Annotated in this window: 21 protein-coding genes, 1 tRNA gene, 2 rRNA genes and 2 pseudogenes (1 of these 26 only partly in view); 16 read left to right on the plus strand and 10 right to left on the minus strand. The window is 47.3% G+C overall.

What is annotated here, in order from left to right; translation table 11 throughout:
• From QQM41_RS07570 to QQM41_RS07580, 3 genes are all read left to right on the plus strand, one after another.
• Positions 1-1188 (plus strand): 23S ribosomal RNA (locus QQM41_RS07570); it begins 1555 nt to the left of the window's first position.
• A gap of 108 nt (positions 1189-1296) precedes the next feature.
• Positions 1297-1412 (plus strand): 5S ribosomal RNA (rrf, locus tag QQM41_RS07575).
• 55 nt (positions 1413-1467) lie between these two features.
• Positions 1468-1544 (plus strand) — tRNA-Met (locus QQM41_RS07580).
• Between the two features lie 72 nt (positions 1545-1616).
• On the opposite strand, the pseudogene QQM41_RS07585 reads toward QQM41_RS07580, so the two are convergent.
• A pseudogene (locus QQM41_RS07585) lies at positions 1617-1691 on the minus strand.
• Between the two features lie 55 nt (positions 1692-1746).
• Positions 1747-2574: pseudogene (locus QQM41_RS07590) on the minus strand (LysR family transcriptional regulator); the annotation flags it as partial.
• Between the two features lie 120 nt (positions 2575-2694).
• Here QQM41_RS07590 and QQM41_RS07595 point away from each other — a divergent pair.
• Genes QQM41_RS07595 through QQM41_RS07610 form a run of 4 tightly spaced genes read left to right on the plus strand, consistent with a single transcriptional unit; the run spans position 2695 to position 7699 of the window.
• Entirely contained in the window at positions 2695-4335 is a 1641-nt protein-coding gene (locus QQM41_RS07595; RefSeq protein WP_339076726.1) for an MFS transporter, read from the plus strand.
• A gap of 15 nt (positions 4336-4350) precedes the next feature.
• On the plus strand, positions 4351-5427 hold the full coding sequence (locus QQM41_RS07600; protein WP_087651583.1) for an HlyD family secretion protein: 1077 nt from the start codon (positions 4351-4353) through the stop codon (positions 5425-5427).
• A 4-nt stretch (positions 5428-5431) separates the two neighbouring features.
• Positions 5432-6955 carry an efflux transporter outer membrane subunit gene (locus QQM41_RS07605; protein WP_339076727.1) on the plus strand — a complete coding sequence of 508 codons (1524 nt, stop codon included), beginning with the start codon at positions 5432-5434 and terminating at the stop codon, positions 6953-6955.
• A gap of 9 nt (positions 6956-6964) precedes the next feature.
• Positions 6965-7699 (plus strand): hypothetical protein, encoded by a 735-nt coding sequence (locus QQM41_RS07610; RefSeq protein ID WP_339076728.1) that lies wholly within the window; start codon positions 6965-6967, stop codon positions 7697-7699.
• 96 nt (positions 7700-7795) lie between these two features.
• Here QQM41_RS07610 and arsC read toward each other — a convergent pair whose 3' ends face one another.
• Positions 7796-8143, minus strand: a complete 348-nt coding sequence (gene arsC / locus QQM41_RS07615) for an arsenate reductase (glutaredoxin) (RefSeq protein ID WP_339076729.1) — start codon at positions 8141-8143, stop codon at positions 7796-7798.
• Positions 8144-8223: 80 nt separating this feature from the next.
• Here arsC and QQM41_RS07620 point away from each other — a divergent pair, with 80 nt between their 5' ends.
• Complete coding sequence (locus tag QQM41_RS07620) at positions 8224-9915, plus strand: SulP family inorganic anion transporter (protein WP_339076730.1); 1692 nt, start codon at positions 8224-8226, stop codon at positions 9913-9915.
• On the opposite strand, the gene QQM41_RS07625 is transcribed toward QQM41_RS07620, so the two are convergent.
• Entirely contained in the window at positions 9910-10695 is a 786-nt protein-coding gene (locus QQM41_RS07625) for a sulfite exporter TauE/SafE family protein (protein ID WP_050818584.1), read from the minus strand. The two genes, QQM41_RS07620 and QQM41_RS07625, sit on opposite strands and share 6 nt — an antisense overlap.
• 29 nt (positions 10696-10724) lie before the next feature.
• Positions 10725-11651, minus strand: a complete 927-nt coding sequence (locus QQM41_RS07630) for an MBL fold metallo-hydrolase (protein ID WP_339076731.1) — start codon at positions 11649-11651, stop codon at positions 10725-10727.
• Positions 11652-11739: 88 nt separating this feature from the next.
• Here QQM41_RS07630 and QQM41_RS07635 point away from each other — a divergent pair, with 88 nt between their 5' ends.
• From QQM41_RS07635 to QQM41_RS07655, 5 genes are all read left to right on the plus strand, one after another.
• Positions 11740-12420 carry a peroxiredoxin gene (locus QQM41_RS07635; RefSeq protein WP_050818582.1) on the plus strand — a complete coding sequence of 227 codons (681 nt, stop codon included), beginning with the start codon at positions 11740-11742 and terminating at the stop codon, positions 12418-12420.
• Between the two features lie 4 nt (positions 12421-12424).
• A complete protein-coding gene (locus QQM41_RS07640; protein WP_050818581.1) occupies positions 12425-12853 on the plus strand; it encodes a helix-turn-helix transcriptional regulator in 429 nt (142 codons plus the stop codon).
• A gap of 14 nt (positions 12854-12867) precedes the next feature.
• Positions 12868-13431, plus strand: a complete 564-nt coding sequence (locus QQM41_RS07645; RefSeq protein ID WP_339076732.1) for a DNA-3-methyladenine glycosylase I — start codon at positions 12868-12870, stop codon at positions 13429-13431.
• 70 nt (positions 13432-13501) lie between these two features.
• Positions 13502-13948: a hypothetical protein gene (locus tag QQM41_RS07650; protein ID WP_339076733.1), complete on the plus strand. Its 447-nt coding sequence runs from the start codon at positions 13502-13504 to the stop codon at positions 13946-13948.
• A 25-nt stretch (positions 13949-13973) separates the two neighbouring features.
• Positions 13974-14333, plus strand: a complete 360-nt coding sequence (locus QQM41_RS07655) for an ArsC family reductase (protein ID WP_339076734.1) — start codon at positions 13974-13976, stop codon at positions 14331-14333.
• Positions 14334-14384: 51 nt separating this feature from the next.
• Here the strand turns inward: QQM41_RS07655 and bfr are convergent, their stop codons facing one another.
• From bfr to QQM41_RS07670, 3 genes are all read right to left on the minus strand, one after another.
• Complete coding sequence (gene bfr / locus QQM41_RS07660; protein WP_003624713.1) at positions 14385-14870, minus strand: bacterioferritin; 486 nt, start codon at positions 14868-14870, stop codon at positions 14385-14387.
• A 186-nt stretch (positions 14871-15056) separates the two neighbouring features.
• Positions 15057-16082, minus strand: coding sequence for a DUF4105 domain-containing protein (locus QQM41_RS07665; protein WP_339076735.1), 1026 nt, complete (start codon positions 16080-16082; stop codon positions 15057-15059).
• Positions 16079-18043, minus strand: a complete 1965-nt coding sequence (locus tag QQM41_RS07670; protein WP_339076736.1) for an alpha/beta hydrolase — start codon at positions 18041-18043, stop codon at positions 16079-16081. The genes QQM41_RS07665 and QQM41_RS07670 overlap by 4 nt, the downstream gene beginning before the upstream one ends.
• 119 nt (positions 18044-18162) lie before the next feature.
• Between QQM41_RS07670 and QQM41_RS07675 the strand changes: the two genes are divergently transcribed.
• The 3 genes from QQM41_RS07675 (at position 18163) to QQM41_RS07685 (ending at position 22747) form a co-directional block, all read left to right on the plus strand.
• Positions 18163-18753 (plus strand): histidine phosphatase family protein, encoded by a 591-nt coding sequence (locus QQM41_RS07675; protein WP_339076737.1) that lies wholly within the window; start codon positions 18163-18165, stop codon positions 18751-18753.
• A 320-nt stretch (positions 18754-19073) separates the two neighbouring features.
• Positions 19074-20750 (plus strand): thiamine pyrophosphate-binding protein, encoded by a 1677-nt coding sequence (locus QQM41_RS07680; RefSeq protein ID WP_339076738.1) that lies wholly within the window; start codon positions 19074-19076, stop codon positions 20748-20750.
• 1094 nt (positions 20751-21844) lie between these two features.
• The gene (locus tag QQM41_RS07685) at positions 21845-22747 is read left to right on the plus strand and encodes a hypothetical protein (RefSeq protein WP_339076739.1); all 903 of its coding nucleotides are present in this window, start codon (positions 21845-21847) and stop codon (positions 22745-22747) included.
• A 460-nt stretch (positions 22748-23207) separates the two neighbouring features.
• Here QQM41_RS07685 and QQM41_RS07690 read toward each other — a convergent pair whose 3' ends face one another.
• Together QQM41_RS07690 and QQM41_RS07695 are read right to left on the minus strand one after the other, a co-directional pair.
• On the minus strand, positions 23208-24659 hold the full coding sequence (locus QQM41_RS07690) for a mannose-1-phosphate guanylyltransferase/mannose-6-phosphate isomerase (protein WP_339076740.1): 1452 nt from the start codon (positions 24657-24659) through the stop codon (positions 23208-23210).
• Positions 24660-24736: 77 nt separating this feature from the next.
• Positions 24737-26185, minus strand: coding sequence for a phosphomannomutase (locus QQM41_RS07695; protein WP_339078086.1), 1449 nt, complete (start codon positions 26183-26185; stop codon positions 24737-24739).
• Positions 26186-26380 lie beyond the last annotated feature (195 nt).

Here is a 26380-nt window from a genome sequence, read left to right on the forward strand (position 1 = left end):
GGCAAATTGCTCGTGTAACTTCGGGATAAGCGAGACCCGTTGGTGGGCAACCATTGGCGGGTGGCACAGACCAGGGGGTAGCGACTGTTTATTAAAAACACAGGACTCTGCGAAGTCGAAAGACGACGTATAGGGTCTGACGCCTGCCCGGTGCCGGAAGGTTAAGAGGAGGTGTGAGAGCGCTGAATTGAAGCCCCGGTAAACGGCGGCCGTAACTATAACGGTCCTAAGGTAGCGAAATTCCTTGTCGGGTAAGTTCCGACCTGCACGAATGGCGTAACGACTTCCCCGCTGTCTCCAGCATCGGCTCAGCGAAATTGAATTCCCCGTGAAGATGCGGGGTATCCGCGGTCAGACGGAAAGACCCTATGAACCTTTACTGCAGCTTTACAGTGGCATCAGAGACATTCTGTGTAGGATAGGTGGGAGGCTTTGAAGCAGGGGCGCCAGTTCCTGTGGAGCCATCCTTGAAATACCACCCTGAATTTTTCTGATGTCTAACCGTGGTCAGTTAGCCTGATCCGGGACCCTGTATGGTGGGCAGTTTGACTGGGGCGGTCGCCTCCCAAAGTGTAACGGAGGCGCGCGATGGTGGGCTCAGGCCGGTCGGAAACCGGCTGTTGAGTGCAATGGCATAAGCCCGCCTGACTGCGAGAGTGACAGCTCGAGCAGAGACGAAAGTCGGCCATAGTGATCCGGTGGTCCCGCGTGGAAGGGCCATCGCTCAACGGATAAAAGGTACTCTAGGGATAACAGGCTGATCTCCCCCAAGAGTCCACATCGACGGGGAGGTTTGGCACCTCGATGTCGGCTCATCACATCCTGGGGCTGGAGCAGGTCCCAAGGGTTCGGCTGTTCGCCGATTAAAGTGGTACGTGAGCTGGGTTTAGAACGTCGTGAGACAGTTCGGTCCCTATCTGCCGTGGATGTTGGAGACTTGAGAGGATTTGTCCCTAGTACGAGAGGACCGGGATGAACATACCTCTGGTGCACCGGTTGTCGCGCCAGCGGCACCGCCGGGTAGCTAAGTATGGAAGGGATAACCGCTGAAAGCATCTAAGCGGGAAACCCACCTCAAAACTAGGTCTCCCTGAGGGTCGTGGTAGACCACCACGTTAATAGGCCAGGTGTGAAAGCGTGGTAACACGTGCAGCTAACTGGTCCTAATCACCCAATAGGCTCACTCTCTTACTGTCCCCTTAAAAGGACAGCCCGTGCACAGAAATCATCCATATAACGCCTACTTCTTCATAACCAACCGTCCTCCACACACCCCTTACAGGGTGGACTGGATGACCTGGTGGCCATGGCGGGGAGAGATCCACCCGATCCCATCCCGAACTCGGCCGTGAAAACCCCCAGCGCCTATGATACTGTGGCTTAAGCCACGGGAAAGTCGGTCGCCGCCAGGTCTTCCAATCCACCCTATACAAATCTTACCCCTACAAATTTCAACACATCTTCAACCGCGGGGTGGAGCAGCCCGGTAGCTCGTCAGGCTCATAACCTGAAGGCCGCAGGTTCAAATCCTGCCCCCGCAACCATATCTAAAGCCCTTACAAGTCATAAACTTGTAAGGGCTTTTTTGTGCCCAAAAAATTCTCTAGCTGCTGCTTTGGTGTCCGCGGCGGGATTCGAACCCACGGTTTGTTATGGGGGGAATTTTACCAATACCTGCCGGGCAACACGGAAAAGAGTTTCTCGCAACCAGCGATGCACTGGGTCCATATCACGGCGAGGATGCCACGCTTGAAAAGCTTCTACAGATGGAAGTGAAAGCGGAAATTCAAAAGAAGTCAGCCCCAGAGCATCTAAAGAGATATGATCAATTACAATACCCGGTAAAGGTAGAATGAGATCTGTATTTTTCATACTTTCTATCATTGCATGGTAATTGGGCACCACCATCGCAATCCTACGGGTGAGCCCATATTGATTACGCAGCATCCAATCAATAGGTCCTTGTGCCCGGCCTCTGCGTGAAACGCTGATGTAATCGTAACGCACCATGCTTTGAGGTGTGATGGGCTCTGCCAGAATTGGATGTTCTTTACGTACAAGGCCCCGCATATAATCGCGGAAAATGGTCTGGCGGCGTATTTCGGGCTTCATCGTGTCTGTCGCACCGATGTACAAATCTACACTGCCATCGCGCAGTGGATCAGATGCAGCGGCATCTAGCTCGGGTGCCCAGATAACTTCACAGCGTGGGCAATCTTTTTTCAAGGCTTCTAGGAGTGGAAGGGCCAAGGCTGCCACAACCAGATCATTCGCCCGGATGGTAAAAGTAGGTGCCATGTTTGCCAGATTGGCAAGTGCGCGTGTTTCTATAAGGCTATCTGCGGCTACAACAACATCCTGCACACGGTTGAGTATGCCCGCGGCAAAGGTCGATGGGGTCATGCGTCGGCCAGATTGCACAAGAATGGGGTCAGCAAACGCTTTGCGTAATTTGGCCAGTTGGCGACTCATGGCCGGTTCGCTGATTTTTAGCCGACGTGCAGCAAGAGAAACGCTTTCTTCTTCAACAAGAACCTGAAGGTAGCGCAATAGGTCGAGATCATAACCTTTCATCCTTCCAGAAGTAGATGTTGATTTATGGAATGGCCAGAAGTTTCTATTCCGAAAATCGAATTCGTCACTTATCAGAAATGGAGGTTGTCGGGGACGCAGCGGGCGGCTTGAACTGCGCTTATGAATATTGCCGCTCCTGCACAGGGAGGAGGTGCAGCACCTGTTATTCACGCTGCGCCACCACGCCCTTCTTACATCCCTCCCTTTGGCCTACGTACTGTTATTGGCTGTTTGGGCATGCTGCTTGCCGTGCATGTTGCAGGATTTAATGAGCATGTGACCGAGATTGGTCTGTCCGATATTCGTGGCGCCATGCACATTGGGCATGATGAAGGCACGTGGGTTATTGCCATTTATGAGGCATTCAATATTGCCGCCATGGCGTTTACGCCGTGGTTTTATATGACGTTCTCAATCTATCGTTTTTCCATTTTCATGACAGCAGCCATGGCGCTGCTTTCCATCCCTGCACCTTTTATGCCGGATGTGACGTCGCTTTGTATTTTGCGTGCCTTTCAAGGTTTAACAGCCGGGTGTCTGCCGCCTGTGCTGATGACCGTGATGTTAAAATACCTTCCACCGGAAATACGCGTATTTGGCATTGGTGGGTACGCCATGAGTGCGACCTTCGGCCCTAATCTGGGTTTGCCGTTAGAAGCATTCTGGTTTGAACGTATGGGGTGGCACTGGCTGTATTGGGAAATTATTCCAACTGCAGTGTTGGCCATTGCGATGATGGCTTATGGTTTGCCGAAAGACCCAATGCATTTTGAGCGGTTTGAAAAGTTCAACTGGCTTGGCTTGTCGGTTGGGCTACCGGCCATCTGTTCCTTGGTGATTGTGCTGTATCAGGGAGACAGGTTGGATTGGTTCCGCTCCTCCGTCATTACGGATCTGACATTCTGGGGTGGAGCAGCATTTATTGTCTTTGTGATTAACGAGGCCTTTCATCCCAGCCCTTATTTTCGCATTCAATATTGGCGGTCTCGTAATATCCAAGCGGCTTTGCTCTCACTGGTCGGTATTCTCGCCATCTGTGCGATTATGGGGGATATTCCTGCAACCTATCTATCTGCGGTGCGAGGGTATCGGCCTATTCAAACAGCGCCAGTTTCTTTGGTTGTGGCTTTGCCACAGCTGATTATGCTGCCGCTGATTGCCGCTTTCTGTAACAGCCGTAAGGTAGATTGCCGTTTTGTACTGGCGGGTGGCATGTTGTGTCTGGCTGCTTCTGCATGGTTGGGCACATGGCTGACTGTGGATTGGGTGCGGGATAATTTTTATCCGCTGCAAATTCTGCAGGTTTTTGGCCAGCCCATGACCGTTATTCCCACTCTTATGTTGGCAACCCTTGCTATGGGTCCCGCCGATGGCCCATTTATTTCTGGCATGGTCAATATGCTTAAAGGCTTGGCCAATGCAGTTGCTTATGCACTGTTTGCAGCATTAACCCGCCGGCGTGAACAATATCACTCCACAATGTTGCTTGATCATCATGGCACGCATGGCTTGGCCCTGCAGGGCATGGGCAACCCTATTACGCAACAGCTTTCCGTGACATCGCCCGATAGTGCACATGTTGCACGAAATTCACTGCAGGTTTTCCATACCTATGTGCATGAGCAGGCGCTCGTTCTGGCGTTGAACGATATCTATTATGTGCTGATTTGGGTCTGCCTTGGTTATGCCTGCATGAACCTTGTTTTGCCGCGCCGGGTGTATCCACCGCGCGCGCCTTCTGCAAATACTCCAGCCCGCTAATCCGGAATACAGATTATGATCTATAAAAAACCGCTGCTTTATGCTGGCTGTGCCGCTGCTGTGCTTGCCCTTGTTGCATGGGGTGGTTCGCGGCTGATCAATGGTGATGGTGTCAACCAATATACCAATGATGCGTATGTAACAGCAGATTTCCCTACAGTTGCACCTAAGGTGTCAGGCCGTATTGATAGGGTGATTGCGCAGGATAACCAGCTTGTGCATGCAGGTGAAGAACTGGCGCATATTGAGGATGATGATTACCGGGCAGCCTTGGAAGTGGCAAAAGGTAATGTGCTGGCAGCCCAAGGTGATGTTGCTAATCTGGAAGCCGAACTTGGCCGGCAGGATGCCATTATTGCGCAAACACGTGCTGCTGTAATGGCAGATCAGGCAGCGTTGATGTTTGCTCGCCAAAATGCCACCCGGTATCGCAATCTTTCTTCTGGCGGTGCGGGCACAATTGAGCAAAAGCAATCTTCTGAAGCACAGGAAAAAGAAGCAGTTGCGGCCATAGCGCGAGATCAGGCTGGAGTAGATGCGGCTATTCGGCAGGTTGCTGTTTTAAAAGCCCAGCTTCAGCGGGCCCGTGGTGTTTTGCTGCGTATGCAGGGTGATGAAAAACAGGCAGAACTGAACCTGTCTTACTGCACCATTCCGGCCCCAATGGATGGCGTGGTGGGTGAACGTGGCGTGCGTGTAGGGAATTATGTGCATCCCGGTACGGGTATTTTGGCTGTTGTGCCTGTTCATGAAGCCTATGTGCTGGCCAATTTTCAGGAAACACAGCTTACAAAAGTGCAAACCGGCCAGAGTGCGACTGTTTGGGTCGATACATTTCCCGGTCATCCGCTTAAAGCTCATGTGGATTCCTTGGCACCTGCCACGGGTGTCGCTTTTGCACCTATTCAGCCAGATAACGCGACGGGTAACTTCACCAAGGTTGTGCAGCGTATTCCCGTTAAACTCACGTTTGATCCAGACCAGCCGCTTGCTGCAAAGGTGCGTGTTGGCATGTCTGTTGAGGTGAATATTGATACGGCGTCAAAGCCAGAAGGCCCGCATGCCAATAACTCCCGTTATATCTGGCAGTAATGTCATGAAGCGTCTTTTCCTTTCCGGCTTGTCTGTACTCGTGCTTTCTGGCTGCACAGTCGGGCCGAACTATCATAAACCGCAGGTGAAAGCGCCAGCAGATTGGCGCGCAACGCAACCGCCAGCAGAAAGCCAGATTACAACGGCATCAACAGATCCGCAGTGGTGGACGCTGTTTCATGATCCAGTGCTGACAAAGCTGGAAAATGAAGTTGCAGTCTCTAATCTGGATCTTAAAGCCGCCAGCCTGCGTTTGATGCAAAGCCAGGCAGAGCGGCGGATTGCTAGTGCCGCACAGTTTCCGCATGCAGAAGCCAACGCATCTTATGGGCGAGAACGGGCCAGCACCAATGGTGTTTTGGGGTTGCTGGGCACTATGGAGCGTGAACAGGCAGGGTCTATTGCATCTGGCTCTCAAGGGTTTGGGCCAACCGCCTTGCCCGGAAGTGTTGGGAACCCATCATTCAACTTGCCTCAATACGGTATGAACGCATCGTGGGAAGTGGACTTCTGGGGGCATGTGCGCAGGCAGGTGGAAGCAGCTACAGCGGCCATGCACGAAACGGAAGAAATGCGGCGTGATATTCTGGTGTCTCTTATGGCAGAGGCAGCGCAGGATTATATAGATTTACGCGCCACACAAACGCAGATTGGCATTTTGCAACATAATATTCAGGTTGCAAAAGATAGTGTAAAACTCACAACATTGCGGTTTGAGCAAGGTGCTGCAACACGCTTGGATGTGGCGGAAGCTACAGGACAGCTTCATACATTTGAAGCACGTTTGCCGCCATTGCAGGCGCAGGCAACACATATGCTGAATGCTCTGAGCTTTCTGGTTGCGCGTGAACCCGGAGCCTTGGATGCAGAACTTGGGCCACCAGGCCCCATTCCGCTTGTGCCTGCTTTGGTGCCAGTTGGTTTGCCATCTGAACTGGCAGAACGTCGGCCAGATATCCGTATGGCTGCGGATCATTTACATGCTGCCACAGCCAGTATTGGTGTGGCCATTGCAGATTTCTTTCCGCGGGTTACGCTATCTGGCAGTTTGGATGTGCAGGCGCTTCAGTTTAGCGGTTTAGGATCATGGGCATCACGCCAATATGGTTTTGGCCCCACGGCAACGCTTCCTTTGTTTGAAGGTGGGCGGCTGACAGGCCAGCTGCATTTGCGCAAGGCGCAGCAGAAAGAAGCTGCCACCATGTTCCAGCGCACGGTTTTAAAGGCGTGGCAGGAAATTGATGATGCCATGGCCGATTTTACGGCGGCGCAGCATCGGCGAGATGAATTGGCCGAAGCCGTGCATGAAAACGAAATTGCAGTAGATACGGCCAAGGCTCAATATGTGCAGGGCTCATCCGATTTCTTGAATGTGCTGACATTGCAGAATGCACTGTTGTCTTCTCAAAGTGCGTTGGCTGATGCCACGGCCCGCGTGGCAGGGTCTGTTACGCATCTTTATCGTGCGGTTGGTGGCGGCTGGGAAGGGATGTACCCAGAAAGAACAAAAGCAAAAAAACATGTGTGAGATTGGCGTATGATAACAATCAGGCAAGCACCTACGTTAGGCAGTGCACATTCAGATACGTTAATACTCCGCTGCCATTTTGCATTTGCTGATTATCAAGACCCAGCACATATCCATGATGGGCGCTTACGTGTGCTTAACCTTGGCATGCTTAAGCCAGAGCAGGCGTATCATCTTGGGCCAGAAGCCAATGTGGATATTCTCACATGGCTATCTGCGGGAAGTCTGGTGAGTCATGCAGATGGTTTTGAGCAGGAAAAAGTAGGGCAGGGCGGACTGCATCTTTTAAGCACCGGTACTGGCTGTAAAAGACTGGAATGGTCTGCTGGTCCAGAGGGTGCCACGTTTATTCAGTTCTGGTTTATGGCTGATGTAGAAGGTGTGGCCCCTGCGCAGGAAGTTCGTGCAAGTTTTCCTCAGTTGGAAGATGGCGGTTTTAGAATTCTTGCATCAGGATTTCCTGAAGATGATCCAGAAGAAGATGGTCAGATTACAGATGGCGCACCTGTTACCTTAACGGCGCGGGCCCGTCTGTTACATGCCGTTATACCAGCGGCAGAGGGAGCTGCTTACAGTACCACGTTAGGGCGAGATCTATATCTGTTGGTTGTATCAGGCATTGTGACAATAGATGGGTGTGTTCTGCATTGTGGTGATGCAGCGGCAATAACAGGTCAGCAGGATATTGTTGTGATTGCGCAGGAAAAAGCAGAGCTTCTTCTGGTCGATGTCGCATCTCGTTAGATATATGGGCTCAAGTATCAGAATGCTTGAGCCCATATATCTAAAACCATACGCTCATTCTTTGGGAGAAAGATGAGGCATATGGTTGCGCTTACTTTATAATAGTTCCAGCACAACATCAGCCGGGCGGCAGGCTTTTGCGCCTTTGGGTGTAACCACAACGGGGCGATTGAGAAGCTTGGGGTGTTCTGCAATGGCATCAAGTATCTGATCATTGCTGATGCCGGGCGCATCAAGCCCCAATTCCTTACATAAAGCTTCCTTACTGCGTAAAATGTCGCGCGCGCTCAACTTTCCTTTGGCTAAAATGTTTTCCAATTCTGCCCGGGTTGGCGGCGTTTTGAGATAAAGGATAATGTTCGGTTCAATTCCTGCATCTCGAATAAGGCCCAAAACTGTGCGTGACGTGCCGCAAGAAGGGTTGTGGTAAAGAGTGACAGACATAGGTGCATCCTAAAGAGTGAGGCCTCAATGATGATATTTGAGGGTATCATGGCACGTAAATAGAATGGGATAGAGAAAGTATGTCGCCCTTGTTAGGCATAAAAAATTGGCTCGGCCAACGGATAACCAAAAAATCCGGGTCATGGTCGGATATGCTGGCGGGGCTTTCTCTGGCTTCCATGAACATTCCTCAGGTTCTGGGGTATGCGCGTATTGCCGAAATGCCTGCGGTATGCGGGTTATATACTGTGTTGTTTCCGTTAGTGGCGTTTGCTCTGTTTGGTTCATCACGTCACCTCGTGGTGGCGGCAGATTCTGCCACAGCAGCCATTTTTTCCAGCGGCCTGTCAGAAATTGTTTCGCCCGGCAGTGCCAGATATATGGAATTGGTAAGTGCGGTAGCTCTTCTTAATGCGGGGTTTCTGCTGGTTGCCCGCTTATTTCGCCTAGGCTTTCTGGCAGATTTTTTGTCTCGCACCGTGCTGGTGGGCTTTTTGGCAGGTGTAGGTGTACAGGTAGGCCTAAGCATGTTGTATGACATGACAGGCTTGGTCTCGTCCTCTCACAATACACTGGTGCAGGCGATAGGGTTGTTCCAGGGCTTTGGGCAAATGCAAGGGTTAAGTATGGCCATTGCCAGCCTGAGCTGCGTGGTGCTGTTGGCAGGTGCAAGGCAGAGGCCCCATTGGCCTGTAGGCCTGTGTGTTGTGGTTGTGAGTATTTTGTGTAGCTGGGGGTTGGATCTGCAGCATTACGATGTTGCCATTTTGGGCAGCATACGCGGTGGCTTGCCGGCGTTTTCCATACCTCTTCCGGGCTGGCATGATATGCTGGCCCTGCTACCTATTTCTGCATCCTGTGTTTTTGTTATTATTGCGCAAAGTGCGGCCACATCACGTGCTTTTGCAAACATGTTTCATGAACATGTTGATGAAAATGCAGATATTGTGGGGTTGTGTGCGGCCAATGCTGCCGCAGCTTTAACCGGCACATTTACGGTGAACGGCAGCCCTACGCAAACAGCTATGGCCGTGCAGGCTGGAGCAAGATCACAAAAAGCGCAGCTTGTTTTTGCTGCCGTAACGGCATGTGTGCTTTTGTTTTTTCCAGAACCTTTGCAGTATCTTCCCCGCTGTGTGTTGGGTGCCATTGTGTTTTGCGTAGCCGTGCGGATGATAGATCTTCAGGCGCTTAATGGTATCCGCCAAGAAAGCCCCGGAGAATTCCGTTTGGCGCTGGTAACAGCAGCTACGGTTGTAAGCGTAGGGGTAGAGCAGGGTATCTTTATTGCTATTGCACTCTCTCTGTTTCGGCACGTGCGGCATAGCTATATGCCACATACGTTGATAATGGCACCAGAAGCCTCCACCGGGATGTTGGAAGCAGAAGCGGTTGCCCCCGGAGAGCAAAGTATGCCGGGTATTATCATTTATCGTTTTTGTGCAGATCTGTTTTATGCAAATTGTAATTTGTTTGCTGATGATATCATGACACTGATTTCATCAGCACCCAATCCGGTAAAATGCGTTGTGGTAGATTGCAGTGCCATAACCGATATTGATTATTCAGCAGCACAGGTTGTGCGGGATGTTTTGCAAAGATTACATGCGCGCGGAATAACCGTTTTGTTTGGGCGTGTAGCTCCATTCTTTCTAAAAGATATGGAGCGTCACCATATTACTGCCGTGCTTGGAAAAGAGAATATTTATACACAACTGCATACGGCGCTGGCGAGCGCACGCAAGCTATGTGGTAGCGCAAAAGCTTTATAACTTCTGCACACCTTGCCAGATCATGTAGATGGCCACGATAAAAATGATACAGGCAAACACTGTTGTAAGATGATTGGAAGAGCCTGACATACGGCGGGCTGTACGTGTGCCAAACAGGCTGCCAAGCGCTCCACCCAAAATGAACAAGGCCGCTAATTGCCAATCTATATAGCCAGAAAGCATATAGCTTAAAGCTGTGCTAAACCCAAAAGCGGAAACGGCAACCAGAGATGTGCCTACGGCATTGAGAATGGGCATGCCGGTAGAAGCAATAAGGCCAGGCACAATTAGAAACCCACCGCCAATGCCAAAAAAGCCAGAAAGCAGACCGGTGCCAAGGCCATAGCCCATAACTTTGGGGGCATTATGCCTGTTGCAACTTGCCCCTTGGCAGCCAACGTTATGCCGCCCGCGGAGCATAAGAATGCCTACGCCAATCATCAGCAGAGCAAAAAACAAAAGCAGCTTTTTGCCATCAACTGTTTTGCCAATGGCTGCGCCAATAAAGGCTCCGGCAACCCCACAAGATGCAAAAATACCTGCGCAGCGCCATTTTACCGTATGATTGCGGGCATGCTGTGCCAGCCCCACCAATGCGTTGATAGCGACAGCCAATGCGCTGGTGCCAATAGCTACATGGGGGTTTTTTACCCCCACCAGATAAACCATAAGTGGCACAGCCAGAATGGATCCTCCGCCACCGATTAATCCCAGAGTGAATCCAACCAGAACGCCAGACATAAGTTCCAGCAGGAGATGGGCAGAAAATAAGGTGAGCATGCGGGGTATCCAGAAAAGATCAGTAAATTTTAGAGCTTGTTGATGGGGATCTTGATGTAGCTGGTGCCATTATCTTCCGGTTCTGGCATGTGTCCCCCGCGGATATTGACCTGCACGGAAGGCATGATCAGATTGGGTAGAGCGAGCGTTGCATCGCGCGATGTGCGCATGTTTACAAAATCATCTTCACTCACACCTTCATGCACATGCACATTGTGCGCGCGTTCTGCGCCCACTGTGGTTTCCCATGCATAGGTATCACGGTTTGGCGCTTTGTAATCGTGACAAAGGAACAGGCGCGTTTCTGCTGGCAAGGTAAGAAGGCGGCGGATAGAGCGATACAGCATGCGGGCATCCCCACCGGGGAAGTCTGCGCGGGCGGTGCCGTAATCTGGCATGAACAGTGTATCGCCAATAAAGGCGGCATCACCGATAACAAAAGCCATATCTGCGGGGGTGTGCCCCGGAACGTGCAGGGCAATAGCGTTCAGGTTGCCCAGCTTGAACTGTTCACCATCTTTAAAAAGATGATCAAACTGAGATCCATCACGGGCAAATCTGGTATCGGCGTTAAAGATTTTGCCAAAAACTTCCTGCACCTGCACAATGTTGGCGCCAATACCCAACTTGCCGCCCAGCTGTTCCTGCAACCACGGCGCAGCGGAAAGATGATCAGCATGCGCATGTGTTTCTAATTGCCATGCAACCTGCAGCTTTTCGGCGCGTACATAATCTACAATTTCTTGGGCAGAATCGTATTTAATGCGGCCAGAAGCCGGATCATAATCCAGTACGCTATCAATTACGGCAGCTGTGAGGGTTTGTGGATCATGCACCACATGGCTGGCCGTAAAGGTTTTTTCATCAAAAAAGGTTTTTACAACAGGCCGTTGTTCGGGGTGCTGCACAGCCATCAGAATCTGCTGGGTGGCTGTGGCGATAGCTGGATCTGACATAAGGGAAACTCCCAACAGTTTATTATTTTAAGTAAACATGAATATACACTTTAATTAAGAATGAAAGCGTCTTGCGTCAAGGGAAAGAATGCGCGTAAACACTGCAGCTATGAATGACCGCATCATAGATACCAGTCAGTTGGAGCCGGTAGTGGCCGCACCCAGAATTGGAGACATGGCTCCAGATTTTATGGCGCGGACAACCCAAGGCATGCTTACGTTAAGCGCATTGCGTGGGCAGTGGGTGCTGCTGTTTTCGCATCCGGCAGATTTTACGCCGGTTTGCACCAGTGAATTTATTGCGTTTGCACAAGCTGCTTCGCAATTTGCTGACATGAATTGTGCGCTAGTGGGCCTTTCCGTGGATAGCCTGCCCGCGCATCTTGCATGGATTGAGGCCATACGGGAAAGGTTTGACGTAAGGATTCCTTTCCCTGTGGTGGAAGATCCCTCCATGGCCATTGCACGTGCCTACGGCATGCTGGACCCAACAGCCCGCAATAGTGCAACGGTGCGCAGTGTGTACATGATTGACCCACAAGGGATTGTGCGTGCCACAACCTGCTACCCCATGACTGTGGGCCGTTCTGTAGCCGAACTGTTGCGTTTGCTTGCGGCTCTTCAACGGGTGGATGAAGGGGATGTGCTGACGCCAGAAGGCTGGACGCCCGGAGGGAACGTGGTGCTACCTACAGCGCAAACCCAAGATGCTGTCATGCAGGCGGGGCCATCGTGGTTTATGTGTTTAAAGCCTGATCAGGGGCGATAAGCTCATGGTGGAAATGTCTTTAGATGAAGCAAAGCAGTTGGTGGAGCAGCTAAAGCTGTTTGCTCAGCCGCAGCGGCTTATGATTCTGGATGCGCTTTTGCAGCATGGGGCGCTGGCCGTAGGGGAACTGGAAAGCAAAACCGGAATCGGCCAGCCGACTCTGAGCCAGCAGTTGGGCACGTTAAGGCGTTCTAACCTGATTGTGCCACGCCGCGAATCGCGAACGATTTACTATAGCTTGCAGAGCGAAGATGAAGCCTTGCGGGTAAGGATTCTGATTGGTCTTTTAAAAGGTGATAAAGGCCTGCTGTCCGCCACGCATGAAATTGCAGATAAGCTCGGGACAAAATCGACCAAAAGAAAAGACCAGATCCTTCGGGAAGAAGGCGCGCAGTTTGCTTTTGTGCAAACACCACAGCCACGCCGCTTCTAAAACCAAAAATTAGCATGGATTCTCCTAAGCATCGGTGCAAATGGGCATGTGGAAACATGCTTTTGCGTGAGTACCATGATGCTGAATGGGGTAAGCCCGTCAAGGACGCACGCAGCTTATGGGAAATGCTGGTGTTGGAAAGTTTTCAGGCTGGGCTTTCATGGAATACGGTGCTGCAGAAGCGCGAAAATTTTCGGAAAGCTTTTACTGGGTTTGATCCTGAAAAAATCGCGCAGTTTACAGAGCACGATGTGCAAAGGCTGATGCAAGATGCTGGCATTATCCGCTCGCGTCTAAAAATAGAAGCCACCGTTAAAAATGCACATGCCTATTTGCAGATGCAGGCAATGGGAGAGGATTTTGCAGATTTTGCATGGGGTGTGGCGCAACAAAACCCCGTAAAGGCAGAGCACCCGCATGCACTTGCGCAAACGCTAGCTTCACAGGTTCTCTCCAAGGAATTGAAAAAGCGCGGTTTTCGTTTTGTGGGGCCAGTTATTGTTTATGCATGGATGCAAGCTGCAGGCATGGTAAATGGGCATGAACCAGATTGTTTTCGGTATCACGCCTGCGATTGATTCGATAAGCCTCGTGAAATGGCTGTTCTCAGGCGTATTGTGGAAAGCAAAATTATGACTGAGGTAAAACATGACAAAAAATGTAATTCAGCAGCGCGTTGAATGGGCGAGGGAAGGAAAGTTCCCTCAAGTTATCGGGCGTATGCCTTCAGGTTGGCTTATTGTAGCCGATACACAGCCTGTGCAAGGTTATTGCCAGCTTTTGTCAGACCCTATTGTGCCAAGCCTGAATGACCTGCAAGGGCAGGAACGCATGCAATATCTGGCAGATTGTGTAACGGTAGGTGATGCCCTGCTGAAAGCCACGGGTGCTGCCCGCATTAATTATGAGACGTGGTGTAATCAGGAGCCTTCGCTCCATACCCATATTGTGCCGCGTTATCTGACAGAAGCGGATGCCGTAAAAACAAAGCCTGTTTGTGTGGGCTATGCGGGTATTTTTGCACGCCCGTTTGATCTTGAGCAGGATACAGCTTTTATGGAAGAAATGCGGAAACTTCTGGATATCCAGTCATAAAAGTTGCTTTGCCTTAGGAGGGTTTATGAGCGCGCCAATAACGATATACGGAATTAAATCCTGCGATACGATGCGTAAGGCCATGAAGTGGCTAGAGGCGCACGGTGTGGCATATGACTTCCATGATTATAAAAAGCAGGGAATAGATGTCGCTACACTCAAGCAGTGGGCACAAAATGTTGGGTGGGAAAAGCTTTTGAATAAAGCTGGCACCACGTTTCGTAAATTGTCTGATTCTGAAAAAGAAAATATTGATGAACCACGCGCATTGGCGCTTATGGTTGCTTATCCTTCCCTTGTAAAACGGCCTGTTTTAGAAGCGCAGGGAAAAATCACGGTTGGCTTTAAGCCAGAAATCTATGCAGATTTATTTGCGAAAAATTAAATGGCACGGAAATATGGGGCGTATGAAACGCCCCATATTTTTGATCAGTGATTATTCCTGATCAGGTGCAGCTGCGGAGTTCAGCTGGATGTAGCGTTCAATGCCAATCTGCTTGATCAGATCAAACTGACGATCCAGGAAGTCTTCGTGCTCTTCTTCGTTTTCAAGGATCTTCAGCAGAAGGTCACGGGAAACAAAGTCACGCACGCTTTCGCAGTAGGCAATGCCTTCGCGCAGGTCAGCCAGAGCTTTTTCTTCCAGCTTCAGGTCGCATTCCAGAATTTCCTTCACGTCCTGACCAATCAGGATGGTGTTCAGACGCTGAACGTTGGGCAGGCCACCCAGATACAGAATGCGTTCGATCAGCCAATCAGCATGACGCATTTCTTCAATGGATTCTTCGTATTCTTTCTTGCCCAGCAGGGTAACGCCCCAGTGGCGCAGGGTGCGTGCGTGCAGGAAATACTGATTGATAGCCGTCAGCTCATTTGTCAGCTGCGTGTTCAGATGTTCGATAACCTTAGGATCTTTTACCATGATACGATTTCCAGATTTTGATGGAGGTTTGTGAGGTCTTTTTACGGATATTTCAGGCACAATGCAATCAGAAAATCGTTAAATATCAAGGAGTTTTAATAAGTAATTCTTATTCGCAAATGTTATTGGTGTTTTTTGTTGTCGAAACAGCATCTTATGTATGTAGTGTCCATTATAACATTTCTGTTATTTGGTTTGTGAAAGTTTAGGTGTGTCATCTAAAGGTAAATGAGCGCGTATTTCTTGCGAATAGTATGCATCTGGCGTTGCGCCATCAGGCCTTTGTATGCGGCTTAGGCGTTTAAGGGTAGGGAAGTCATACTGCGTGTTTAAGAGCCCCAAATCATATGCCAAGGAGGCCGTGTAGCCACTTAGCAACACGCGCCAGTCCAGCCGATAATGCAGTTGTGCACCAGCGCGGGAGAGAATTTCTGTTGTGCAGTTATCTGCGAGCGTATTGTACCAGCGTGGATGCGTATGCAGGAAATGAATTTCCGAAAGATAGCTTTTAAATAGGCGCTCACGTGTTTGCGGTGAAATGAAGAGCCGGTAAAGATAAACACGCTCCTTACGGATATCTGTGCGCACGCCAATCAGATCCTGCTCATCAGCCGTAACATAAAACATTTCATAATGATGGAAAAAGCCAGCAATCGCAGAATAGGGGAAACGCTTTTGCCTGCGTGTTTCAATAGATATGGCAAGGTGGCGCCCATCCTTAAATCCAAAGGTCAGGAAAACATGGGCAATGCTTTCCCCTGCCCAATAGGAGGTGATCATATCTACGGATGAAAGGTCATCCAGATTATACGTGGCATCATAATAATGTGGTGTATAATCCGTTTCTGTTTTGTATTTGAAATTGCGTATATTTTGAATATGCACAGTTCGACCGGTCAAAATGGCATCTGCCGGCAACGCATATTCTCCCGCCCAATCTCGATGATTGCGAGGGGGATCAGTTAAATACCATATTGCAAAAACAGCACATAAAGCAGGAATGGCAGGGCGGCGAAGCCGTGCAGGAGCAAAAAAGAACGCACCTAACACAAGCAGCGGAAAGACAATGCTCAGGCCTAAGCGCAGAATATCTGGTGTTAAGGTAGAATAATAAAATGCCGCAGCTGAGTAGAGGCTGAATAAGCATATGCCTGCTGCTTTTATCCAAAAAATCCAGCCATGCGTCGAAGAATTATGAGGAAGCTTGCTCATGGGTGTACTGGGGGTGTGGTTGGTTGATACTCACCGCCGATACGTGTGATATTTTGTTTGTTCATATCCCCTGTTTCTGGCGCTCCCGGCGTAAGGTGCGCCAGATGCTCCAGCAGAATGCGCCGCACCTCTGCAATAGTGATTGGGTTGGACTGTGTGGAATGGCCCGAATGCCGCACAACCAGTTCGGAATCAGCATAAGGAATGTGCGCGCTGCGGTATTTTACCACGCCATCATCGGCTGTTGCTAAGGGGCCATCCCCCAAAACCGGAATAATGGAATGTGTGCGCACTTCCGGCACTACAGGTATGGAGGCAAGAGAGCGGATAAAAGCACTATGGGGTGTCATGCCATACACGCTGCCCATACGCCACGGGCTCATGTTTACGCGTATTGAACCGGACTCTCCAGCAACAACTTGCTGCATCACCTCTGTCAGACTAACGGGAAATGTTACCATACGGCCTACAAGATGCGCTAGAGAAAGTGCAGCCAGGTAACTTCCGTGTTGTGGTGTAGAAATAAACACAACTTGCTGCACCTCAGGCAACGGTTTTGGAAACAGGGTTTCTTGCAAAAAGCTATGGGCTTTTGGGGTAAGGTGTAAACTGTTGAAAGGGTGGTGCGTGAGTCCATTCCAGAGTTTATCTTTGGGGTCTATCACTTGCATTTTTGCTAGAAGGCCGCCTTGGCTATGGCCAATAAGCACCATATGCCCAAGCGCAGGATCGGCCTGCGTGCCACCGTTGTTTTGAATGGCAGCTTCTAGAGCCTCGCGAAGTTGGAAGGCAGAGTAAGGGATAGGATTGCCCGTAGCGTAAGAAAAAAACCAAAATTCAAAATGGGCGCGGATTTGAGGATCTTCCAGAAGATCGTTCACCATATCAGCCCATCGTCCCGGGCTGGAAGCTGTGCCGTGAACAAGCACAACAGGAATACACCCATAGCGGTGAGGTTCTATGGCAATGAGCTGAGGTTTGCGGCCGTTATCAAAAAAACGACCGTCCAGAAAACCTTTGTACTCACTAGACCAATCTACAGCATTGCTAAGGCTCAGCGCGCGCGAGGCTGTTTGATCATACTGCAGAGGGATGGCTGTTTTGTTGGCTATAAGAATATGCCCCTGATCATCCAACGCTGTTAGGGTCAGATGTCCAGAAATATGATCGGAGAGAACTTGCCTGCGTGGATCAGGTATTTCCATAAACAAGCTGACAGGGATACGCAGTTTGTCTGTTACGGTAAAGGAAGATGGGGCGCGGCCATCTACATGCGGAATAGCGGCTAGAGGTTCGCCCAGCCCCATATGGCTATAAATATTTTTAACGCCATTTACTGTCAGGCGTGCTGTGGGGCGAAAATCGGTTAATTCGTAACCATGCCATATATGTTCTGCCGGGTTTGATGAAAGATCCAGATCACCAAATGGCAGTACCCAGTGTTGAGCATTCACATTGGCGGGTGATCCTAAGGCCTCTGTCAGGCTGAGCATATAAAGATCACACGCTTGCCGAAAATGTGGATCATACGGATCGGGGTGGTCCGATGTTTTATCCGCTGGGTTGAGGTACGCATATGCATACATGGCAGCAGCCATGAAATCTGTGCGAGACTTATGTTTTTTGCCACGTAAGTAGCTGAGTTCAGCCAACGCAAAAAGCTGGTCATTTAGATCTGGTGTGTAAAATTGGTCTTGCGTGCTTTTGCGCAGGATATCAATGGCGGCACTTGGGTGTGCTTGCCATATGCCCAACAAGTTTTGGCGTTCCAACACAATCCGGGTGGTGTTGCTAAGGATTGTTCCGTTAAGGGCCGTATGAGTACGGTCCAGATAAGCTTCTGTCAGGCTGAGTTGCTTGACAGATACAGGGGGGGTGCATCCTGTAAGGGCCAGAAAAACAGCAATGTAACAAGTTTTGTGATTTAATTTTCTTATAAATCTTATAGAAAAAACAGACATTATGCTTTCCGGAAGAACACACCCAAGCGTTAAAATATGCGGCGGAACTTACGATGTTCACGACTATGTGGCAAACAGAATGAACAGAAAGAGAGTTCTCTAAAATATTGGAAGATATTATGCGCAATATGCCAGCATTACGTGTTGTTTTATTGGGAAGTTGTATGCCTGATAATGTGCGTAAAGGGTATATACCAAAAAAAAATGAAATAATAAAATTTCAATTACCCAAGTTATTTCAGGAAAATATTTTAGAAAAACAGAATATCACACGTATTTTTTGTGCGCCTGATATTCAGGTTTCTCCAGAACGTTTTTTTTCTAAATATAGTATTGAATTAGAACCAAAGTTGGAAAATAGGAATTATGGCATTTGGGCCGGGCAACAGTTAAAAAATTTGTTGGTGGAAGATCAGGTGCAATTCATGAACCCCACATATTCTCCAAATGGGGGGGAAAGTATGTGCGTGTTTCATATCAGATTAAAATCCTGGCTTGATAGCCTATTTCATAAAGCTCAAAATCAAGATACATTCTTGATTATAGCTTCACCTGTTATCATACGTGCTTTGAGTGCATGTATTCTAGCTGATGAGATAAAAAATTCGTTTTATATTCTAAATAAATTAGATATTTATCCGGAAAGTTGGAGCGTTTTTTCAGGTAGGGCGGGAAAGTGGCGCATTCTCACACTTTCTGCTCCTTTTTGAAGTCATAAGGTGAAGTTATAAAAGCATCCGTAAAATTTTTGTTTGTTAAGAATAATCATTCACGATGTGGTGACATTTTGTGATATATTATATAAATATATATAAACAATTTCAGTGTAAAATTCGTCTATTTTGAAAATTAAATACTTAATATCAATAGGTTATCATATATTTTATGATAGAAATAAAAGATATTTTCTTGGATATGGAATATATTTTTTATATGAGAAACCGCAGTTTCATATATTGGACATTTGTTTGATTGAGGGTCTTAGCTAAAGGCCGTTTTTTGAGGCTATTCCGATAGGAGTGATTACACCATGACATATACAGTCGGCATGTATCTTGCTGAGCGTCTTTCTCAAATCGGATTAAAGCACCATTTTGCCGTAGCTGGAGATTTCAATCTGGTTCTTCTGGACCAGTTACTGGCCAATAAGGAAATGGAACAGGTTTACTGCTGTAATGAGCTGAACTGCGGTTTTAGTGCAGAAGGTTATGCACGTGCGCATGGCGCGGCGGCGGCTGTGGTAACCTTTAGTGTGGGCGCTATTTCTGCCATGAACGCCATTGCAGGTGCTTACGCAGAAAATCTGCCTGTTATTTTAATTTCAGGCTCACCCAATAGCAATGATTACGGAACAGGCCGTATTCTGCATCATACGCTGGGCACGAATGATTATACCTATCAGTTGGAAATGATGCGGCATGTAACGTGCGCGGCAGAAAGCATTACAGATGCAGCATCTGCTCCGGCTAAAATTGATCATGTTATCCGCACGGCCCTGCGTGAACGCAAACCAGCATATGTTGAAATTGCTTGTAACGTATCTGATGCAGAATGTGTGCGTCCTGGTCCGGTATCGTCTTTGCTGGCAGAATTGCGGGTAGATGATGTCAGCCTAAAAGCTGCGGTAGAAGCTTCCCTCAATTTTCTGGAAAAATCTCAGCGTGTGACCATGGTTGTGGGGAGCAAAGTGCGCGCTGCACATGCACAAACACAAACAGAACATCTGGCAGATAAGTTAGGCTGTGCTGTTACTATTATGGCAGCAGCAAAAAGCTTTTTCCCAGAAGATCACAAAGGTTTTCGTGGTCTGTATTGGGGAGATGTGTCTTCACTTGGCGCGCAGGAACTGGTTGAAAAATCTGATGCGCTTATCTGTGTCGCGCCCGTCTTTAATGATTACTCCACAGTAGGTTGGACAGCATGGCCCAAGGGTGACAATGTTTTGTTGGCAGAGCCCAACCGCGTCACTGTGGGTGGCAAAACATACGAAGGCTTCACGTTGCGTGAATTCCTTGAAGAGCTGGCAAAGAAAGCCCCCAGCCGTCCGTTAACGGCGCAGGAAAGTCAAAAACACACGCCAGTTATCGAATCAGCCAAAGCAGATGCACGCCTGACGAATGATGAAATGACCCGTCAGATCAATGCAATGCTCACATCAGATACTACTCTGGTTGCTGAAACAGGTGATTCCTGGTTCAACGCCACGCGTATGGATTTGCCGCGTGGCGCACGTGTTGAGCTAGAAATGCAGTGGGGGCATATTGGTTGGTCTGTGCCGTCGGCTTTTGGGAACGCTATGGGTTCTCAGGAACGCCAACATATTCTTATGGTAGGTGATGGGTCATTCCAGCTGACTGCGCAGGAAATGGCGCAGATGGTGCGTTATAAGCTGCCAGTCATTATCTTCCTTGTGAACAATCGTGGTTACGTTATTGAAATTGCTATTCACGATGGTCCGTATAATTACATCAAAAACTGGGACTATGCCGGTCTGATGAAAGTGTTCAACGCTGAAGATGGGCATGGCTTGGGCATGAAGGCCACTACGGCAGGTGAACTGGCAGAGGCCATCAAAAAAGCCAAAGCAAATCGTGAGGGTCCAACCATTATTGAATGTCAGATTGAACGTTCTGATTGCACCAAAACATTGGTGAAATGGGGTAAGAAGGTTGCTGCAGCTAACGCCAGAAAGCCTCAGGTATCCTGATACGTTGAGAGTTGAAATCTAGAATATTTACTCCCTCTCTTTTTTATGAAGGGAGAGGGGGTATGAACCAGATTGGCAAGAGTTTTTATATCAGGTAAAAGGCCTGATTAAATCGGACTATAAAGTTACACAGATTTTCCAGAATGAACAGGCTTTAATATTTACTTATAACGATATGGCTGATGATAGCGTCGTGAGACAGATGCAAGCTGCAATCTTAGTTGTATGCCGGATGCATTTCTTGTTCAAATCGAATTAAAATTCAAGCGTGCATTCTGGGAAGTGGCATTAGATTTACAGACCAGCCAGATTTCCTATCTTTGTCATAAATATTTCAGGAAAGGGCCGACAATATTGTTAGGGCTATCTGTTTGGCATGCCTGCGTATGACTATATTAGAACGTCTGGAACGAGTTTCTGAATAGAGGAATATTATTTATTCTAAATATTACAAGGAGTTTTCAAAAGGTATGAGCTTGGTATGGAGTCGGGCGCCGTGGATTGCGGGCGTTGTTCTATGTGGACAGAGGAAGCACGACGAACGCACTATAAACACTTTGCAGCATCTATGATGCTTAATGACATGGATGCTATCCTATATTTTATCGCCATTCTAGATAATCAACAAATAACCAATATTGTAAATTATATTCATACATATTTTAATAGTTATTATATCTATGTACTCGATAGCCTAAAAAATTCTTTAGACTGATTTTCTAAAAAGAATTTAAGAAGATTGAATTTATAATTGAGAATGGATATTATTACCAAAAAATGTATTACTATGAAACTAAATTATATGATTTATATTATAAATAAACCTATAATAGAGATTTTTCTGTAAAATGTTCTCAACATTCAGTAGAATGCGGCTATTGTCCTGTATTTGTGCGAGTGTCAAGATAAGAATATTTTACTTTAAGCGTAGTATAAGATAAATTTACATAAATGAATTAAAAATAAAGAATATAAAATTTTTATCTTATTTTTTTAAGATTCAGCAATCTTGATGGGTTATAATTTCAATATGAGTAAAACGTCTAGAAGATTATTGATTATTCAAAAATAGCTTAAAAAAGGTGACTAAACGCATGACATCAGAGTCGAAATGGCAGCCGTCAGCTGCACGCACTAATGGAAAGAGCGGCAGAGAGACGGTAAAAGAAGATATGGCAAAATTGAAAGCTGCTGTATCACTCATTGATCGGTTAAGTGGTGGCCAGCAGGAGATTTTTCTTCAGAAATTGATAGACGATCCCGCAGCAGTAGATCATATAGCTTCCGAATTGTCAGTATTGCCGGCTGTAGAAGTTCTGAGGAAGCTGGCAAGAACTAGCAATATTATGACATCAGAGCCAATTAAGGCCGACTATAATTATGTTGGTCTTCCAATAGAGGCAAGTGAATATCCTTTTTTTACTGGATTCCAAAAACTGATTATACCTAAACTAGGGAAAAGAGCGAAGGGATTTTCTACCCTTTTCCACCGACTTGATGCTTTTTCTAATCCCCTTATCATTGAAACTGGTTGTCTTCGTGTACCAGGTAACTGGGAAGGCGACGGTCAGAGTACATTTTTATTCGACTGGTATGCACGTGAAAAATATGGGCATGTTCTTACGATAGATATAAATCCTGATAGCATAGATAGTGCGCGTCGGGCTTGTAGTAGTGTGACGAGTACTATTCTTAACGATTCAATTTCTGCACTCGACATGCTGAGTAAAATGTTAGATCGCCCAGCATCCTTACTTTATTTTGACAGTTTCGATCTTGATCTTGAGAATCCAATGCCGAGCGCCATTCATCATGCCATGGAAATGATGGCGGCTCGACGATTGATCGGTCCAGGAACTTTGGTCTGCGTTGATGATTTTTCACTTCCCAATCAGAAGCAAGGAGGGAAAGGACTGATTGTTGATCAGTTTTTATCTACAGTTAATGCAAAAGTTCTTTATGAAGGTTATCAAAAGATTTGGGAAATTATGGGATAGATAGAAAATTAACTTTCTCGAATTTATTACATATTATTTTAAAATTTTGGGGAAGGGAACCGAGTAGTTCATCTCACAGACGAAACATCAACGATATGGAGAACCGTTGATTGGAGTGGTTTTCCATATGACGATCGTCTAGTGCTACAAGAATGGTGCGAAAGTCTGCGTGATTGCTGGCAGCTATAAAAAGGCGATCAGTTTTCATTCTAGTATCTAGTCTAGGTAGACTAATGAACTGCCCCTTAACCCCTAATATATTTAACCTGCGCATTTTGCCATTTTCGTGAAACGATATACGCACTGTCGTAGCTTGGCTCAAAAGCTGACAGAACCAAGAACGTAACTCATTGGTATCGCTACGGACAAAAAATCAGATAGGCTTTTCTTGTCTTTCATTGGAACGTGAAATGAAGCCAATAGAGCAAGTAATGCTCTATTGGCTTCTCACAAGTTTATATTATGAGCGTGCGTAAACGTCTTCAAGACGCACGATGTCATCTTCACCGAGATAAGGGCCAGATTGAACTTCTATAAGAGTTAAGGGGATCTTACCGGGGTTTTCAAGTCTATGGATTGTACCAAGTGGAAGATAAACACTTTCATTTTCTCGGACCAAGATATTGTCTTTATCCCGTGTAACAATAGCAGTCCCAGCGACAACCACCCAATGTTCAGCACGGTGGAAGTGTTTTTGAAGTGAAAGTTTCTGGCCAGGTTCAACGTGAATTCTTTTAACTTGAAAGCGATCTCCTTCAATGAGGCTTTCGTAGAATCCCCAAGGCCGATATATACGATTATGTTTGGTAGCTTCTGGACGTCCAGCTTCCTTGAGACGTGTAACCATCTTTTTAACGTCTTGTGCACGATCCCGGTGTGACACCATAACGGCATCACCCGTCACGATGACGATGAGATCCTCTACACCGGTTGCTGTAGTGACCATACTATCAGAGCGGACATAACAGTTTTTCGTTCCATCAAGAAAAACATCTCCAAAGGTTGCGTTGCCATCAGCATCTTTGGGGGTGATTTCCCAAACGGCATCCCAGCTACCAATGTCAGACCACCCGAATGCTGCGGGCACCACAACAGCCATCTTGGTACGTTCTGCTACAGCATAATCAATTGAGATATCATGACATTCATTAAAAAATGTAGCGGCCAAACGTTCAAAATCATGATCAGAAACACGATTTTGAACGGCATCTTTTACATGAGCGAAAATCTTCGGTTCAAAGGTTTCTATTTCTTTCAGCAGAACACTGGCTTTGGCGACAAACATGCCAGAATTCCAAGAATATCTCTTATCCTGCATAAGCATTTCTGCATGCTCAGCATTGGGTTTCTCAATGAATCGTTCAATATGATAAACACCCGGAACAGATTTTAATTCTGCGCCACGTTCGATATATCCATAACCAGTTTCGGGCTTTGTTGGATTGATACCAAAGGTTGCAATATATCCTTCAGAGGCGGCTTCTACAGCAGAATTAAGCGCTTTTTTTAGTAATTCCTGATCCTGAATGGCAGCGTCCGCTGCCATAATCCATAAAATGGCATCTGGATTCTGTTGCGCAATAAAAAATGCAGCAGCAGCAATAGCTGGAGCAGAATTGCGTGCAGCCGGCTCCAGTAAAATATGGCTGTCTTTAATACCGATTTCACGAAGCTGTTCTGCTACAATAAAACGATGTGCCTCGTTACAGACAACAACCGGACTGCTTAGATGCGCGTTGACCCCACGCATGGCGGTTTGCTGAAGCAGCGTATTTTCGGAAAGAAGTGGCCAAAATTGTTTTGGAAAGCTACTGCGAGAGACCGGCCAGAGACGGCTTCCTGAACCGCCAGACAAGATAACAGGTACAACATTACTGGAATTAGGACTTGTTTTTGCCAATAGGGAAGACATAGAAAAATTTCTCCGAAAAATTCAATGTAACTAGGTTCTTAAAAGAATAGAGCGAGCATTCCTATTAATTTCGTGCGTTAAGCGCACCATTTAGCAATGCGTTCCATCCCAAGCGTTAACAGATCATCCGCCCGTTTAGGGGTTTTGGCTTCAACATAAACGCGTAATTCCGGCGCATTGCCCGATGGGCGCAGATGGATGATATCACCATTTTCAAATGTCATGCGTAGTCCATCTGTTTCATCCACATCTTGTAAAGCACCACAGATTTCCAAAAAACCAAGATTTTGCAATTCTGGAATTATATTTTTGCGTAAAGCGCCAATTTTAGCACGGCTTTGATATGTTGGTATTTCAGCCACACGGTCACTGCGAGTGAAACGCGAAGGAAGGGTTGCCAAAAGTTTGGTCAGATTGTTCCCATATTTCTTTGAGGCAACAAGAGCGCATAGAATTGGAAGCACAGCATCCCGAGTGGGAAGGGATGCCAGTGTTCTGCCGTTTTTCTCAATATCTGAGGCGAGCAAAAACCCTCCATTGGCTTCATATCCAACTGACGTAAAGCCATCTTTGGCAGCCTTCATCATTTCAGCTATAACAAATGGAGAGCCTATAGCTGTCCGACGAATGGATTTGGCAAATACGGCTTGTTCCAATGCTGTGTTACTGTTGACGGGTGTCGTCACAGCCGTCGCACCTAGGTATTGTGCAGTAAGAATGCCAAGCACATCACCACGCATCCAATCACCATAACGATCAGCGACTAATGGACGATCTGAGTCCCCATCCGTTGTAACGATTGCATCATATGTATGAGATGATGCCCATTCATGTGCGAGTGCTATGTCTTCTGCCCGGACGGCTTCTGTATCTACAGAAACAAACTTTGAGGATCTAGCGAGAGGAACGGCTTTACCGCCTAATGCCTCAATAATAGTGACAAGAACATCTCGGCCGACAGCAGAATGTTGATAGACACCAACTGTAAAGCCAGAAAGTGCATCTGAACCAAAAAAATTACGATAACGGGCCACGTAATCGGGAACGATATCTGTAATTGATGGTAGTGAAATATCTTGTTTTAATGTGCCGGAAGCATCAAACCAATTTTTAGGGAGTGTAACATCTTGTTCCCGCATGGGAGTTTCATCACTTTTGAGGAATTCACCATGAGCTCGATTGAATTTGATCCCATTTCGATCAGATGGAATATGACTTCCAGTAACCATCAGGGAGGGAATTTCACGCGCAAAAGCATATAGACTTAATGCTGGTGTAGGGACAAAGCCGCAGAATACAGGTTTACCTTGCATATATGTAATTGCAGCTGCACATGCACGTAAAATACGTGGTGTGCTTGGGCGCAAGTCACCCGCAATGGCAACTGATTTACCAGGAACGAATTCATTTAGGGTTGCAAGATATTTGAGATAGCCCACTGTATAAGCGAAGCACAGAGAGTCAGTCATGGAGCTTACTAAGCCTCGTGCACCGCTTGTGCCAAAAGCAACACCAGAAGATGCCATCCAGTCTGCTATTTTCATTCTTGAGCACTTTCTTTATTCAATGTTGTGAAAAAGAATAATCAAATGAATTGAGTTTAGAAAGATGGCAAAAACTAAATTTTTGATACGATAAATTTTAGTTTCTAGGTATCGTTTTTAAAATGCCTTATTTCAGGTAAATTTAAAAACACAGTTTTTGAATCTGGAAGGTTCGAA

This window comes from Acetobacter sp. AC2005 (assembly GCF_037901235.1).
Classification (GTDB): Bacteria; Pseudomonadota; Alphaproteobacteria; order Acetobacterales; family Acetobacteraceae; genus Acetobacter; species Acetobacter oryzoeni.

Bases quoted from the DNA above. Each gene is read 5' to 3' on its own strand.
- QQM41_RS07595 (WP_339076726.1), top strand. From the start codon at position 2,695: ATGAATATTGCCGCTCCTGCACAGGGAGGAGGTGCAGCACCTGTTATT.
- QQM41_RS07600 (WP_087651583.1), top strand. From the start codon at position 4,351: ATGATCTATAAAAAACCGCTGCTTTATGCTGGCTGTGCCGCTGCTGTG.
- QQM41_RS07605 (WP_339076727.1), top strand. From the start codon at position 5,432: ATGAAGCGTCTTTTCCTTTCCGGCTTGTCTGTACTCGTGCTTTCTGGC.
- QQM41_RS07610 (WP_339076728.1), top strand. From the start codon at position 6,965: ATGATAACAATCAGGCAAGCACCTACGTTAGGCAGTGCACATTCAGAT.
- arsC (WP_339076729.1), bottom strand. From the start codon at position 8,143: ATGTCTGTCACTCTTTACCACAACCCTTCTTGCGGCACGTCACGCACA.
- QQM41_RS07620 (WP_339076730.1), top strand. From the start codon at position 8,224: ATGTCGCCCTTGTTAGGCATAAAAAATTGGCTCGGCCAACGGATAACC.
- QQM41_RS07625 (WP_050818584.1), bottom strand. From the start codon at position 10,695: ATGCTCACCTTATTTTCTGCCCATCTCCTGCTGGAACTTATGTCTGGC.
- QQM41_RS07630 (WP_339076731.1), bottom strand. From the start codon at position 11,651: ATGTCAGATCCAGCTATCGCCACAGCCACCCAGCAGATTCTGATGGCT.
- QQM41_RS07635 (WP_050818582.1), top strand. From the start codon at position 11,740: ATGCGCGTAAACACTGCAGCTATGAATGACCGCATCATAGATACCAGT.
- QQM41_RS07640 (WP_050818581.1), top strand. From the start codon at position 12,425: ATGGTGGAAATGTCTTTAGATGAAGCAAAGCAGTTGGTGGAGCAGCTA.
- QQM41_RS07645 (WP_339076732.1), top strand. From the start codon at position 12,868: ATGGATTCTCCTAAGCATCGGTGCAAATGGGCATGTGGAAACATGCTT.
- QQM41_RS07650 (WP_339076733.1), top strand. From the start codon at position 13,502: ATGACAAAAAATGTAATTCAGCAGCGCGTTGAATGGGCGAGGGAAGGA.
- QQM41_RS07655 (WP_339076734.1), top strand. From the start codon at position 13,974: ATGAGCGCGCCAATAACGATATACGGAATTAAATCCTGCGATACGATG.
- bfr (WP_003624713.1), bottom strand. From the start codon at position 14,870: ATGGTAAAAGATCCTAAGGTTATCGAACATCTGAACACGCAGCTGACA.
- QQM41_RS07665 (WP_339076735.1), bottom strand. From the start codon at position 16,082: ATGAGCAAGCTTCCTCATAATTCTTCGACGCATGGCTGGATTTTTTGG.
- QQM41_RS07670 (WP_339076736.1), bottom strand. From the start codon at position 18,043: ATGTCTGTTTTTTCTATAAGATTTATAAGAAAATTAAATCACAAAACT.
- QQM41_RS07675 (WP_339076737.1), top strand. From the start codon at position 18,163: ATGCGCAATATGCCAGCATTACGTGTTGTTTTATTGGGAAGTTGTATG.
- QQM41_RS07680 (WP_339076738.1), top strand. From the start codon at position 19,074: ATGACATATACAGTCGGCATGTATCTTGCTGAGCGTCTTTCTCAAATC.
- QQM41_RS07685 (WP_339076739.1), top strand. From the start codon at position 21,845: ATGACATCAGAGTCGAAATGGCAGCCGTCAGCTGCACGCACTAATGGA.
- QQM41_RS07690 (WP_339076740.1), bottom strand. From the start codon at position 24,659: ATGTCTTCCCTATTGGCAAAAACAAGTCCTAATTCCAGTAATGTTGTA.
- QQM41_RS07695 (WP_339078086.1), bottom strand. From the start codon at position 26,185: ATGGCATCTTCTGGTGTTGCTTTTGGCACAAGCGGTGCACGAGGCTTA.